At 69.7% G+C, this 13,078-nt stretch carries 11 protein-coding genes and 2 pseudogenes; 6 read left to right on the top strand and 7 right to left on the bottom strand.

The genetic code is table 11. The annotated features are described in order from the left end of the window. Positions 1–283: 283 nt before the first annotated feature. Together DKL51_RS25480 and DKL51_RS25475 are read right to left on the bottom strand one after the other, a co-directional pair. The gene (locus DKL51_RS25480) at positions 284–1,000 is read right to left on the bottom strand and encodes a hypothetical protein (RefSeq protein ID WP_123809744.1); all 717 of its coding nucleotides are present in this window, start codon (positions 998–1,000) and stop codon (positions 284–286) included. Between the two features lie 179 nt (positions 1,001–1,179). Beyond that, positions 1,180–1,761, bottom strand: a complete 582-nt coding sequence (locus DKL51_RS25475; protein ID WP_124812592.1) for a TetR/AcrR family transcriptional regulator — start codon at positions 1,759–1,761, stop codon at positions 1,180–1,182. A gap of 142 nt (positions 1,762–1,903) precedes the next feature. On the opposite strand from DKL51_RS25475, the gene DKL51_RS25470 reads away from it, so the two are divergent. Then, positions 1,904–3,097 (top strand): acetyl-CoA C-acyltransferase, encoded by a 1,194-nt coding sequence (locus DKL51_RS25470; RefSeq protein ID WP_124812591.1) that lies wholly within the window; start codon positions 1,904–1,906, stop codon positions 3,095–3,097. Between the two features lie 621 nt (positions 3,098–3,718). Here DKL51_RS25470 and DKL51_RS37570 read toward each other — a convergent pair. Next, positions 3,719–3,997, bottom strand: a complete 279-nt coding sequence (locus tag DKL51_RS37570; protein WP_124812594.1) for an FAD-dependent monooxygenase — start codon at positions 3,995–3,997, stop codon at positions 3,719–3,721. A 63-nt stretch (positions 3,998–4,060) separates the two neighbouring features. Here DKL51_RS37570 and istB point away from each other — a divergent pair. Further along, positions 4,061–4,588: pseudogene (gene istB / locus DKL51_RS25460) on the top strand (IS21-like element helper ATPase IstB); the annotation flags it as partial. Positions 4,589–4,850: 262 nt separating this feature from the next. Next, positions 4,851–5,912: an alpha/beta fold hydrolase gene (locus tag DKL51_RS25455; protein ID WP_243420485.1), complete on the top strand. Its 1,062-nt coding sequence runs from the start codon at positions 4,851–4,853 to the stop codon at positions 5,910–5,912. Between the two features lie 144 nt (positions 5,913–6,056). On the opposite strand, the pseudogene DKL51_RS25450 reads toward DKL51_RS25455, so the two are convergent. Together DKL51_RS25450 and DKL51_RS25445 are read right to left on the bottom strand one after the other, a co-directional pair. Then, a pseudogene (locus tag DKL51_RS25450) lies at positions 6,057–6,576 on the bottom strand (HAD domain-containing protein). Positions 6,577–7,190: 614 nt separating this feature from the next. After that, a complete protein-coding gene (locus tag DKL51_RS25445) occupies positions 7,191–8,387 on the bottom strand; it encodes a metallophosphoesterase (RefSeq protein ID WP_165824177.1) in 1,197 nt (398 codons plus the stop codon). 266 nt (positions 8,388–8,653) lie between these two features. Between DKL51_RS25445 and DKL51_RS35150 the strand changes: the two genes are divergently transcribed. Both DKL51_RS35150 and DKL51_RS25440 read left to right on the top strand, forming a co-directional pair. Continuing rightward, on the top strand, positions 8,654–8,809 hold the full coding sequence (locus DKL51_RS35150; protein WP_165824176.1) for a hypothetical protein: 156 nt from the start codon (positions 8,654–8,656) through the stop codon (positions 8,807–8,809). A gap of 877 nt (positions 8,810–9,686) precedes the next feature. Beyond that, positions 9,687–9,977 carry a hypothetical protein gene (locus tag DKL51_RS25440; protein WP_123809584.1) on the top strand — a complete coding sequence of 97 codons (291 nt, stop codon included), beginning with the start codon at positions 9,687–9,689 and terminating at the stop codon, positions 9,975–9,977. Positions 9,978–10,319: 342 nt separating this feature from the next. Here DKL51_RS25440 and DKL51_RS25435 read toward each other — a convergent pair whose 3' ends face one another. Next, on the bottom strand, positions 10,320–11,702 hold the full coding sequence (locus DKL51_RS25435; RefSeq protein ID WP_260428667.1) for an RNA-guided endonuclease InsQ/TnpB family protein: 1,383 nt from the start codon (positions 11,700–11,702) through the stop codon (positions 10,320–10,322). A 124-nt stretch (positions 11,703–11,826) separates the two neighbouring features. On the opposite strand from DKL51_RS25435, the gene DKL51_RS25430 reads away from it, so the two are divergent. Further along, positions 11,827–12,672 (top strand): arginase family protein, encoded by an 846-nt coding sequence (locus DKL51_RS25430; RefSeq protein ID WP_124812589.1) that lies wholly within the window; start codon positions 11,827–11,829, stop codon positions 12,670–12,672. Positions 12,673–12,692: 20 nt separating this feature from the next. Here DKL51_RS25430 and DKL51_RS25425 read toward each other — a convergent pair. After that, positions 12,693–13,078, bottom strand: a 386-nt coding sequence (locus tag DKL51_RS25425; RefSeq protein ID WP_185734919.1) for a GtrA family protein, incomplete at its 5' end; no start/stop codon positions are given.

Raw genomic sequence — 13,078 nt, 5'->3', positions numbered from 1 at the left:
CCTCTGCCCAGCACTCCCCGGACGATCATGAGGCCTGACCCACGAGAACGTCAGTAGACCCCGAAAAAAGCCGAGGCGGCCTTGAGGATCTCATTGGCCCGCTTCAGCTCGGCATTCTCCGGCGCAGCCGGCGCGGCCCGTCGAGCACGGGCGACATCGCGACGAGGGTACGGACGATCCGGTCTTGTAGCGCGCGGTCCCACTGGAACGAAGCCCGGTGGGCGCTGCGGCCGGCCAGCCGGAAGCCAGCGGGCCGCCGATGATCGGGCCGAGCGGACCGGAGTCAGCCGGCGTTGCCGAAGGCGGTGACGCCGTGAGCCTTTCCTAGCGGGCCGTGGATCGTCACGATCCAGTATTCGCCCGTCGACGTGAAGTGCGCGCTGTAGACCCAGTGCGGCTCGGGGCTCAAGGTGAGGTCGTACCCGGGCGGCGGGGCGGGCACCACGACGCTGTCCACGACGGCCTGCGAGCTCAGCGCCAGCAAACGAGGCTTGTTGTGGTTGACGAAGGCGTCGAGGAACTCCCGGGCGTACTTTTCCGGGTCGGTGTGGAACACGGTCGGGTCGAGCTTCACTTCGATGATCGAGTGCGTGGTCAGGTCGTTGCGCAGGCGTAGGATCAGGTCGGAGCCGAGCTTGTTGCGGTAGGTACAGTAGGTCGACCCGGCGGCGCCCTCGCAGACCGTCAATTTCCAGGTCATGTCCAGATGCGGTACGCCGATCCGCGTGACCTGCGTGTACGCGGCGTCCGACAGGACGCTGTGCAAGGTGTCGGTGTCGCAGGACAACCATGCCTTCATGAACTGTAGCGGCACGCCGCTGCCGCCGGTGGCCTTGCCGCTCATCTGGCAGCCGCCGCCGGTCGGGCTGGCCGCGGGCGTGGACGGTTCGACGCTGGGGCTGGCGTCCGTGCTGGGTTCGGTGCTCGCGCTCACGGAGGTGTTCGCGGAGGCGGCGGTGTCCGGGGTGGTGTTCGAGGTGCAGCCGGCCAGCAGCGCCAAGCCGAGCAGCAACCCGACCATGCCGGTCGCGGGGGCAGGCATAGCGGCTCCTTTGGACATCCGTTCCTTGGGTGCTCCGCTGCCCACCAGCGGATACCGAACACGGTAAGAACCCTGCGGCCGCCTGAACATCGGGCAAGGTACGGATTTTCTCGCCGTCCGGCTTCTCCGTACCGACCTTAGTTTGGCGTGGCGTCGGCGAGGAGGTCCTCGACGAGACGGGTCGCGGTGGCGGCCGCGGCGGCGGTGCCGGGCCGGGCGGCGCTCGCGTACAGCCCTTCCACGATGAGCCAGATCCGGTCGGCGAGCTGGCCAGGGTCGCTCACGTCGAGCCGGGCCACCAGGCCGTCGATCTCGGCGCGGGTGTCGCGCAGGTAGTCCCGAGCCACCCGGGCCGGCTCCCCCTCGTCCTCCGGGAACTCGGTCAGGTAGAGGCGGAAGGCACACCCCCGGAAGTCGGGCCGGGTGGCGGTGGCAGCGATCTCCCCGACCAGCGCGCGCAACCGTGCGGCCGGATCGTCGCCGGGCACCTGCTCAGTGAAGGCAGCCGAGGACCGATCCCGCTCCCGCCGGCAGGCCCGCAGGTACGCGGCCACCAGATCGTCCTTGCTGGGGAAGTGGGTGTAGAGCAGGTTCTTGCCGCAGCCGACCGCGTCGATGACCTGGTTCATCCCGACCGCGCGGACGCCGTGCCGGTAGAACAGGCCGCCGGCGGTGCACAGGATCTTCTCCCGGCTGCCGGGCGTGGCGGTACGCGCCATGCGGCTCCTTCCTTCCGGTTGCTGTGGCGAGGATAACGGACCGATCGGTCCGCCAGCGATTGACCGGCGTGTGAACGGCGGCGCAGGATCGGACCACTCGGTCCCGGACCGATCGGTCCGGTTCAACTCGCAGGAGGCAGCGATGCGCGACGCGGTCATCGTGGAGGCGGTACGGACACCGGTGGGCAAGGCGAAGCGGGGCGGGGCGTACCTGGACGTCCACCCCGTCGACCTGCACGCGCACGCGCTGCGCAGCCTCGTCGCCCGGGTGCCGGGCCTCGACCCGGGCGACGTCGACGACGTGATCGGCGGCGTCGTCGGCCAGGTCGGCGAGCAGAGCACCAACAGCACCCGGCTCGCCGCCATCGCCGCCGGCTTCCCCGAGTCGGTGCCCGGGGTGACCGTGGACCGCCAGTGCGGCAGCAGCCAGCAGGCGCTGAGCTTCGCCGCCCAGGGCCTGGTCGCCGGGGCGTACGACATCGTCATCGCCTCCGGAGTCGAGTCGATGAGCCGGGTGCCGATCGGCAGCGCGGCCGTCGTGAACGGCGTCCGCACCGACTTCACCGGCCCGGCGGTCGCCGCGCGCTACCCCGGCGGGCTCATCCCGCAGGGCGTCAGCGCCGAACTGATCGCCCGCAAGTGGGGGCTCTCCCGCACCCAACTCGACGAGTACGCCGCCACCAGCCACCACCGCGCCGCCGCCGCCTGGCGGCAGGGGCGGTTCGCCGCCCAGGTCGCACCGCTGCCCGGCGTCGACCTGGCCATGGACGAGACCATCCGGCCCGGCACCACGGTGGCGCGGCTCGCCGAACTGCCCGCCTCCTTCGCCGCCGACCACTGGACCGCGCGCTTCGGCGAGATCGACTGGAGGGTCACCGCCGGCAACTCCAGCCCACTCAACGACGGCTCGGCCGCGCTCCTGCTCACCACCAGCGACACCGCCCGGCGGCGCGGCTCGCGCCCCCGAGCCCGGATCCACACCGCGACCGTCGTCGGCGACGACCCGATCTACATGCTGACCGGCATCATCCCGGCCACCGCCAAGGTGCTCGCCCGGGCCGGCCTCACCATGGACGACATCGACGCGTTCGAGGTCAACGAGGCCTTCTCCTCCGTCGTGCTGGCCTGGCTCGCCGAGACCGGCGCCGACCCGATCCGGGTGAACGTCGACGGCGGCGCGATCGCCATCGGCCACCCGCTCGGGGCCAGCGGCGCCCGGCTCGCCACCACCCTGCTGCACGTCCTAGAACGCACCGGCGGCCGGTACGGCCTGCAGACCATGTGCGAGGCGGGCGGCACCGCCAACGCGACGGTCATCGAGCGGCTCGACGCCTGACCCGACCCCGGGCACGGCCGCTTGGCCGTGCCCGGACTCGACCTGCCGTTTGATTAGGCTGTTTGTGCTCGTCGACCACGCCGAGGATCGGTCGTCGCCGCGTCACGAATGGCCTCTGGGCATTACAAATCCGTACGGTGCGGGCATGATCACCATGCCGCCAGTGCTTGCAGCGCGGTGGACGAGTCAGGCGTGCGACCGTAGCCGGAGGTGGTGGGGCGCGGGCAACCCCGCACTTGATCGAGGAGCGTCGCGACGTCGACGCCCTCGCCGGTGCCCCGCCAGGCGACGTGTCGGTCGGGCCGCACGAGGAGGAGGTCGGCGCCGACGATGTCGCGCAGGTCAGGGCGGTGTAGGTGCACCGGGTCAGGGGCATGCCTCGTTCCCAGGCTGCGGTCTCCCATCCCGGGCCCGCCGGACTTCCCAGCTCGATGAGGGTGAATCCGGGGCCAAGTTCGTCGAAGAGCGAGCGACCGGGTCCCAGCCACAGGTGGGGGAGCCGGGCGCCCGGCGCAGCCGAGGGCTGGTAGTGCGACGTGGTGGACTCGGGTGCGGGCCCGTCGTCGTCGATGACGAGGGGCGACTCGCGGTAGCGCGTGCCGAGGACGAATCCCAGCGTGTTCATCTCGGCGGTCTTGGACCGTCGCATTGCGGCGGCCGCGTTTGCGCGCGCTCGCTGGCCGGCGGGTCCGTCGTCATCGAGCTCGGGTTGGACGAGATCAGGGGGAGTACCTTCATGTTCCGCTCGGCCTCGGCGATGGCGCGTTGGGCCATCGGACGGCGTTCGGTTTCATACGAGTCGAGTAGCTCCGGGCCAGCCCAACCGGTGATGGCCGCGGCGAGCTTCCAGCCAAGGTCGGCGGCGCCGGGGCGTAAGGGGCCGGGGCGTAGGCAATCCATGTCGCCATTGGTAACGAGGCTGGCACAGCGCACGTATTCAGCGTGGGTGAGGTAATCACCGCTCCCTCAAAGCGATGGGACTTCACGAGACACTGTCAAACGTTTTCGTGGCCTCGGATGGAGAACGTCGTCTTCCTCGGCCCGCCCGGCACCGGCAAAACCCACCTGTCCATCGGTCTGGGCATCCGGGCTTGCCAGGCCCGGCACCGGGTTGCGATCGCCACCGCCGCCCAATGGGTGTCCCGCCTCGCCGACGCCCACCACGCCGGCCGGCTCCAAGACGAACTCGTGAAGCTCGGCCGGATCCCCCTGCTGATCGTCGACGAGGTCGGCTACATCCCCTTTGAAGCCGAAGCGGCGAACCTGTTCTTCCAGCTCGTCTCCAACCGCTACGAACGCGCATCGCTGATCGTCACGTCCAACAAGCCCTTCGGACGCTGGGGCGAGGTCTTCGGCGACGACGTCGTCGCCGCAGCCATGATCGACCGCCTCGTCCACCACGCCGAAGTCATCTCGAGGAAGGGCGACAGCTACCGGCTCAAAGACCGAGACCTCGGCCGCGTCCCCGCGGCCACCAAGACCAACGACTAGCAAAGACCAACCAGCAGAGGGGGTCCGTTTTCGACCGTCGCCACGGGGTCCGTTTTCGGCCGTCGTTGACAGCGCGTTTCGGGCTCCGGACGGGTCGATGAGCGGGTGCCTGAGGCGTAACCTTGCAGAGCGCTCCGCGCTGCGCCGCCGGTTGGTCGGCCGTGGCTGGTGCGGCGGGAGTCGGGGAAGGATGGGGTGCCAGGCCCGGTGCCGTGGGCGCAGGGTCCGGTGAGTTTTCACCACGGGAGGCGTCAACACTGTCATGCTGAACACGCACAGGCTGGAGACCGCCGAGGCCGACATCGTCTATGACGTGCACGGCCCGCTGCTCACGGCCGACGGACGCCCACCGCTGTTCATGATCGGCCAGCCGATGGACGCCAGCGGCTTCGCTACGTTGGTGTCGTATTTCCCCGACCGCACCGTGGTCACCTATGACCCGCGCGGTCTTGGCCGCAGCAGCCGCAAGGACGGCCGGGTCGACCATGACCCCACGATCCAGGCCACCGATGTGCACGCCGTTATCGAGGCGCTGGGTGTTGGACCGGTCGAGATGTTCGCCAGCAGTGGCGGCGCGGTGACCGCGCTGGCGCTGGTGGCGGCCTTTCCCCACGATGTCACCACCCTGGTGGCCCACGAGCCACCACTCATCTCGGTGCTGCCCGATGCCGGGGCTGCCGAGCGCGCCCGCGGCGGCGTTCGCGACGCGTACGAGGCCAAGGGGTCAAATGCCGGCATGGCGGCCTTCATCGCCATGACGTCGTGGCGAGGCGAGTTCGACGACGACTACTTCGCCCAGCCCGCGCCGGATCCGGGCCAGTTCGGGATGCCCAGCGAGGACGACGGCTCTCGTGATGATCCACTGCTGTCGGATCGGTCCTGGGCGGTCAGCAGCTACCGTCCGGACCTGGACGCGCTGGCCTCGGCGCCGACACGCATCGTGATCGCAGTGGGCGAGGAGTCCGCGGGCGTTTCACCGGGCGCAGCTCCGTGGCCACCGCCGAACTGCTCGGCCAGCGGCCGAGCGTGTTCCCCAGCCACCACGGCGGCTTCCTCGGGGGCGAGTTCGGATACCCCGGCCAACCCGAGGCCTTCGCGCGCAAGCTGCGCGAGGTCCTCGACGGCGACAACTGACGCGGTCTTCCGCCTCGCCGTCGATCTGGCCAGAACGTGGTGGCCCGCAGACACGGCGAGCAGGTCCAGGCGGCCGTGTGCCGCAGGGTGCCGCAGGTCGCTTGGTCGGCCAAGGCCTGGGCCGAACGCTGGACCGATGAGCATCCAAGTCCAACCGCGCCCAGCTGTGGCCATGAACATCCGGATCTAGCCGCGATCAGCGCGCTGAGGTGTCGCAGATCAGTTGGCGGATGAATGTCGGGCATCAGTCGACGGAGGACAGTTCGTCGGCTGGCTTGTCGGGCTCCAGTTCATGCGTGACGGATTGATGTCAGATGTTGGGTGACACGTCCGGCTAGACGATCTCTTGGTTGGACAAGGCGTGCGTGGCGAGCCATCGCTCGATGGCGGCAAAGTCTGGCTCGGAAAGTCCTACGCGTGAGTCAACGCGGTGGAGAATTGCATGTCCTGGATGGTTGGTGGCTACCCAGCCTCGGTCAACGTCGCTGATCTCGTCGTCACCACACGAAGGGGCGCCCGGCCGCCCAGGCGACCAGGGCCTTGGTTTTCCAGTGCAGCCCGGGGGTCAGTTGCGCCTCGTCGCCCTCCGGCAAGTCGATGACTGGCAGTCCTGGCAGGCCGATTCGCGGTGCCACCTCCTCGTTCGCATCGGCCATCCACGTGCTGGCCCAGACCAGCTCGCACCCGAGCGTGGTGAGCCGCGCACCGTGCATCGGGTTGAGCCTCGACAGGAGGGGGTTGGACATCTCGTCCCATGCGCCGGTGGCTTCGGCCCTGGCTGCATGCCCTTCGGAGTCCTTTGGCGGCCCCCCACCAATCGGGATGAGTGGTCCATCCACGTCGAGGAAGAGCAAGGGACGCTCGGCACCAGCGGTCACCGTCGCACGATAGCGACCCCGGCCCGCGGAGCGTCACCCATCAAGTGAAGCCAACCCGTCATTTGGACCAACGTCCCTGGGCAGTACATCTAACTTGATCTTTAACCCCCGAGGGTCCTGTTGGGACCTCGACCGAACGCTGAACGCAGACACCCGCCGTTGACGATGGTGCAACGCTTTCCCAGGCCAGGGAACGTGTGCGGACGCCGACGGACGAGGCGCGCACAGCTGGTAAGCGAGATGTCAGGGTCTCACCGAGGGGGCACAGCCCCGACGATCCTGCGCCTGCATCGTGTCAACCAGTCCGCACCGTCATCGGGAACTCGATCACTGGCAACCTTCAAGTAGAAGTAGCTCCGCCTCGACAGTCGCACCTGCACACTGCCCAGGTCCTTTGCCCGCAAGACCCAGAGGCGATCGCCGCAGCCTGACCAACACCGATAGATGCCAGTCCGCCGCCGATCAACCAACCACTACGCGCGGATTCGGATCTGAGCAGGACGGAAGCAGGGGGCCCTCTCGTGGGATGGCCCCCTGCCTTGATTGGCCGGCCGGCCTTCAATCGGCCGGGCCATGCCTTCTGGCCGGTGTCACGGCTGGGTCATGCGCTGCCAGCTGAACGGGCCGAAGGAGTTCGGACCCGACGGTGCCTTCTCCTCAGGATTCACCGTGAGCTTCAGGTACTCCAGCGGGAACGTGCTGCCGTGCACCACGATCCGGTGGAAGTTCGCTACGTCGTAGCCGGGGTGGGTGAAGGCCGTCGAGGTGCACGAGGTCTCGCCACCGCCGGTGGCCTCCGTCAGGCACGGTGCGCTCGGCGAGAGGGGGTTGTCGGACCGGTACGTGTGCGAGTCCCCGTTGAGCATCAGCACCGGCTTGCCGAACTGGGCCGTGTGCGCCGCGATGCTGGCGACGAACGGTTCGAATCCGGTCAGGTGCGAGAGAGACTTGCCGTCCAGGTCCCACATGTCGGCCTGCTCGATGATCGTCACCGCGCGCACGTGGTCCGCCTGCGCCTGCGCGAACGCCCGGTCGAGCCAGCGCAGGTCGGCGCCGGTCCGCTCGGCGACCTCCTGCGCCTGCTCGGCACTCATCACGGGGGCGCCGTACCAGATGTCCTGGTCGTTGTTGGAGCCGCCCGGGATGTTGAGCGTGACGAACAGGACGTCCTTGCGCTCCCACATCACGTTCTCGACGTACTTGGCGTCGCTCGGGTACGCGGGATCGTACTCGCGCGCCTGCGACACCACGTGCAGGTTTCCGCCACCGAGCGTCCTGCCGGGCTCGGTGAAGAAGTCGGAGCGGACGAGGTCGAGGTTCGCGACGGGGTTGCCGGAGGCGTAGTCGACCGGCAGGTGCGTCACCGGATCGAGCACGTAGTTGATCTGCTGGGTGGCCGCGCTGTAGGCGCCGCCGCCCTCGGCGGCCTTATGGCAGTCGGTCCACTCGTTGTCGCCCGGCGTGTAGACCAGCGGGTCCTCGAAACGGGTCCACAACGCAGCGACCGACTGGTTGTACGCGGCGGTGCAGTACTGCTTGCCGGAGTGGATGTCACCGACGTGGGTCACGAGGCTCACCTGCGGATCGGCGTTGATCCCGTCGATGAACGCCGCGCTCGCCTGGAACTCCGCCGTGTCGGTCGGCGACGTGCCGTAGGGCGAGTCGCCGTAGACCGCCAGCGTCAAAGATTCCTGCGTGTCCGCCTTGGCCGCCAGGGCCGAGGATGGAATCGCTGCGAGGATTGCTGCTGCCGCAGCCGCCGTAGCCATCACCGGTAGTTTCCGCATTCTGGGCTCCCTTCACATAGCCAGATGCCGGGCACAAAGTACAGTTGGCGGCCGCCTTTGAAGGTTGAGCGTTGCCGAGCAGAAGGAGGCGCGTAGCCGAACTCCAGGAGATCGATTCGCAACGGCCCGTCGTCGCGGAGGCGCCGCTCGATCCGAGGTCGAGAACCGGCCGCCGCAGAGCATCTACGCCTAAACGCCGGAAACGTTTCCTCGCGCCGGGATTCGTCGAGACTCTGGGGCGGGTCGGCCCGTTCCGGCCACAAACGATGCGGCTCGCCGATCCGCTGGCGTGCGTCGGCAGCGCGTTCGGCCTCGCTCGAAACACCATACCGACGGTCCGGGAGACCTTGCGAAAGCTGACCCTGCCGCGAACCTTCCTCGTCGGCAACCACGGCGACGAGGTCCGCGACATCGAAGGCTAGACCACCGCCCACGGCCGACGCGCGCAGCTGCACTGCGGCAACCGCCGGCGAACCGCGGCGGTGCCGCTGGTGTCTGGCATCACTGCCGGCGGCCGCCTCCGGAATGCTCCCCTGAGGGACCCGGACATGGCCAGGACCGTGAAGGAGACCGCGGCCGCCGCCGGCCAGCCGCCCGAGGTAAGTGACACCCTCGCCGGGCACAGTTGCTGACCGCCGGGGAATCGGCGCCAACATCAGAGCCGGCGGCCTGAGTGTCGAGGTCACCTTTTGGCCCAAATACCACCACCACTTCTGCCATAAGTTCCAGTAAGAAGGTCCCGCTCCTGGGACGGAGTCGCCCCGGAGCGCGGCGCGCAGCCCCGACCAAACGGGATGATCGAGCAGCCATCCGTGCGCCAACAGCCCTGTCTGTTCCCGGCGATGAACGCCGCCAGAGGTCACGACGACGGAGACTCAATCAGGCGATCCGGCGTACGACCATCACGAGGCTCGCCAGCGTGAGGCGATCGCAATTTGGAAGCTAAACATGGGAGCCACCGGGGCGGACTGGACCGGACGGGGCCGAACCGATGGAGTTGCCGAGCTGACCATGAAGGTCACGATTTTGCAACGGAACGATCTTCCGGCGTTGCGGCGGCGCGGCGTGTAGGGGAAGTTGTGGCCCCTGGCGCCCGAGGATCCGCCATCGGCGCACCTGCCCGCGGTGAGGAGGCCCGATGGTCGCCACCGGGCGCCGGCCCTAGCTGTGCGAGGTGTTCCAATGCCCTCAGACCACCCAACGGCCCACCCGTCACAGGGCCACCCCCTCCCCACATCGCAGGTCCCAGCGACGTTCCTCCTCGCCGCCACCACGTCGCTCGTCGCCTCAATCGCCGAGATGCGACAGGTCGCCCAGGTGTGGCTCGCCTGCGAGCGGGACTCCGCCGGCATGGGCTTCGGTTTCCTGCTGTTCCACCTGCCGGTGTTGCTCCTCGGGCAGACACTCGCCGTCGGCGCCCTCGCCTCCGCTGTGCTAATGCTTGTTGGCCCCCGCCCTGTCGCGGTGCCGCTCGCCGTCGCCGTCGGCCTCGCCGTCCTCGTGGGATGCGCCTTCGCCTACTTCCATGTCAACGGCCTTCCTATGGCCAACGAATTCTGCCGTACCACACAGCCGACCTGGTGGCCCTGACCCGCCTCCCGTACATCTCAGCGCATTGACCGCTTTGGTTTGGGTGCCAGATCCGTACCAGGTCGCCGGGTCACGGTGGGGGACTGGCGGGGAGAGCGGCCGCTCGGCCGCAGGTCGCGACCTCCGCAGCCCAGCTCGATACAAGAGAGCCCCTGGCAGTGTGGGAGCCAGCCGGAGCCGTACAGGCACGGAGCCGAGCAGCCAACGAAGCAGCCAAGCCTCCGGACGATGACGGACAACAAGGAACCGTAGATGTAGGTCGACGAGGACCAGGTCGACGGCGATTAGGGGGTCGGTGCTGACTCGTAATGCGTAGGTCAGCGACGGCTAGTGCGGTGTCCACTAACGTTCACCGGGTTTCCGGTGGGTGTTGTGGATCCTCGCCGGGTGGGCGAGCGACTCCCCGCCGGGTGGTGGGGCGGGCCTCCGCGGGCCAACTGATCCTCGCGCCGCCTGTTGTGGGCGGCGGGGGTCACGTCGGGACTGGCCGGCACCGGGCAGGTGCCGGCCGGCTCGACGGTGCGTGACCACCAGCGGCAGCACGACGGCTGCCGGGGTGGTGGGTCCGCCGCCCGGGGTGCGGGTGGCGATGCTGGCGGCCGCGACGAGGTCGCGGTGCCCGGAGAACTGGCAGTGCGGGCAGGACAGGGTCCGCCCACGGGGTTTCGGTACCCGCTGGTGGCAGGTGGGGCAGGTGGAGGAGGTGCCGCGCTCGTTCACGAGCCAGACGGTGATCCCGGCGAGGGTGGCCTTGTCGGTGAGGACCTGCAGGAGGCGGCCGATCTGCCACTGCCGCAGCCGCAGGTTGTGCCGCCGCCCCGCAGCAATGTTGAGCACGCCACGCGGGTCGCCGACGTGCAGCACACCGACCCGCTGACGTATCGCCCAGGAGACAACCGTGCGGGCGGCTTCGTGCTGGGCCTGGCGCACCCGCCGACGATGCCGGCCCTCAACGAGGCGCGCGCGGCGGCGGTACTGCCGCCACCGCCGCGAACCCTTCTGCCCCGGCTTGGGTGCCCGGCGGGCGACGGCGCGGCGGCGGGCTTTGGTGTCGGTCAGGTGCATGCGGTGCTCGGCGCGGATCGCCCGTCCCGACACCAGCAGTCCGTCACCGTCGGGGCCGGCCACCGCATACGGGTGGATGATCCCGAGATCCACCCCGGCCACCCGGCCCGGATCAGGTTCCTCACCGGCCGGATACACCACCACCGAGACTTCGGCGGTCACGTCCAGGAACAGTCGGCCGCCCTCGCACAGCAGGGTGATCGACCGGACCTGCTCCAGCGGATACGGCAGATCCCGCGCCAACCTCACCCACAACGGCGTCGTGCCTCTCGCGGTGGAGATCCGTACCCGGCGCCCGTCGAGGGTGAACGTGCCGTGATACCAGCGCACCGGCACCAACCCCCGCCGCCGACGCGGAAACCCCGCCGACAGGTCACCGTCCTTACGGCGCTTGGCGGCCGCGAACCACGCATCCGAGAACCGGCGCAACACCGACCGGGCGCCGGTGGTGTCGAGTCCGGCGAACGTGCCCGGCCCCGAGGCCGCCAACTCCCGGCACAACTCCTGATAACCGGTCAGCGGAACGTCGCCGCGGCGGCGCCGCCACGCGTTGATCTCCAGCACGCATGCCCACACGTCACCGCCCGAACGCAACAGACCGAAGCACCGCCGCCGCTGACTGGGCGTCAACCGCAGGGCGACCCGCGCGGTGCGATGCACCACCCGCGGCGCGGCGGGATCACGACGGCGAGGCACGAGGCGAAGCCAACACCACCCATACGACACTTTCCCGATCCCCCACCAACTCGGCGAACGTTTGTGGACACCGCACTAGGCTGCGGCGGTGCGATGGACGGTGCTGGACGCGGCGTTGGACTCCTCCGGACGGGGCCGGGGCGAGGAACGCGCGCCGGGCGCGCTGCGGGCGGCCGGGCTGCTGGACCGGCTCGGCGCGCATGACGGCGGAGCGGTCCACGCCCGGATCGACGATCCGCGGCGGGACCCGGCCACCGGCCTGATCGGTGCCGCACAGGTCCGGGAGGCGAGCATGGCGATCGGTGCCGGGGTGGCGCAGGTGCGGGCCGCCGGAGACCTTCCCCTGGTGGTCGGCGGGGACTGCACGATCCTGCTGGGCGTCTTCCTCGGCCTGCCCGCCGGTACGGGCCTGTGGTTCCTGGACGGTCACGTCGACTTCTTCGACGGCCACACGTCGGAGACCGGCGAAGGGGCCGACATGGAGCTGTCCATCCTCACCGGTCACGGTCCCGACCTGTTCGGCCGGGCACTGGTCGACCCCGCCCAGGTTCGTCTGCTCGGCCATCGTCCGCCGCAGGACGATCCGGCCCGCCGGGAGGCCGACCGCGTCGACCCACGGATCGTCCAGCTTCCGGCGCCTGCGCTGCGGCAGCGCGGCGCCGCGCCGGTCGGCCGGGAGCTGGCTGCGGAGGGGTCCGCGCCGGTCTGGCTCCACCTCGACCTCGACGTGCTGGACCCGCGTGCGCTGCCCGCCGTGACCTACCCCGAACCCGACGGCCTGGACTGGGACGATCTGGCCGCGCTGGTCGAGCCGCTGGCCCGGTCCGAGCGCCTGCTCGGGCTCAGTGTCGCCGACTTCAACGCGGACGAGGACCCCGACGGGCGCCACGCCCGGCACCTCGTCGAGGTCCTCTCCACGGTTCTCGCGTCCTGACCGTCGAACCGGGTGTCAGCTCACTGCCGCCGGTGGTGCATGCCCAGGCGGAGCAGGACGAACCGGAGCGCGGTGGCGGCCAGGTTCGCCCCGACCAGCACCGTCAGCTCCACGAGCCGGGCCGGGGTCGCGGTCGCCGCGTGCAGGGCCGCCAGCGAGCCGCTGGTCAGCGCCAGGCCGAGGGCGAAGGCGAGCAGCCCCTGCAGGTGGTGCCGGCCGGCGTGCCGGCGACCGGTGATGCCGAAGGTGAGCCGGCGGTTGGCGGCGGTGTTGGCGACCGCGGTGACCAGCAGCGCGAGCAGGTTCGCCGCCTGCGCCCCGAGCACACCGCGCGTCGCCACGAACAGCGCCAGATACGCCAGCGTGCTGGCCACCCCGACAGCCGCGAAGCGGGCGAGCTGGCGGG

Source organism: Micromonospora globispora (genome assembly GCF_003857015.1).
Classification (GTDB): Bacteria; Actinomycetota; Actinomycetes; order Mycobacteriales; family Micromonosporaceae; genus Micromonospora; species Micromonospora globispora.
This window is presented reverse-complemented; position numbering and strand designations above follow the sequence as displayed.

What these genes read in the sequence shown, in the direction of transcription:
- DKL51_RS25440 (WP_123809584.1), top strand. Translation starts at nt 9,687, where the DNA reads ATGCGACAGGTCGCCCAGGTGTGGCTCGCCTGCGAGCGGGACTCCGCC.
- DKL51_RS25445 (WP_165824177.1), bottom strand. Translation starts at nt 8,387, where the DNA reads ATGCGGAAACTACCGGTGATGGCTACGGCGGCTGCGGCAGCAGCAATC.
- DKL51_RS37570 (WP_124812594.1), bottom strand. Translation starts at nt 3,997, where the DNA reads ATGGATTGCCTACGCCCCGGCCCCTTACGCCCCGGCGCCGCCGACCTT.
- DKL51_RS35150 (WP_165824176.1), top strand. Translation starts at nt 8,654, where the DNA reads ATGCGGCTCGCCGATCCGCTGGCGTGCGTCGGCAGCGCGTTCGGCCTC.
- DKL51_RS25455 (WP_243420485.1), top strand. Translation starts at nt 4,851, where the DNA reads ATGCTGAACACGCACAGGCTGGAGACCGCCGAGGCCGACATCGTCTAT.
- DKL51_RS25470 (WP_124812591.1), top strand. Translation starts at nt 1,904, where the DNA reads ATGCGCGACGCGGTCATCGTGGAGGCGGTACGGACACCGGTGGGCAAG.
- DKL51_RS25475 (WP_124812592.1), bottom strand. Translation starts at nt 1,761, where the DNA reads ATGGCGCGTACCGCCACGCCCGGCAGCCGGGAGAAGATCCTGTGCACC.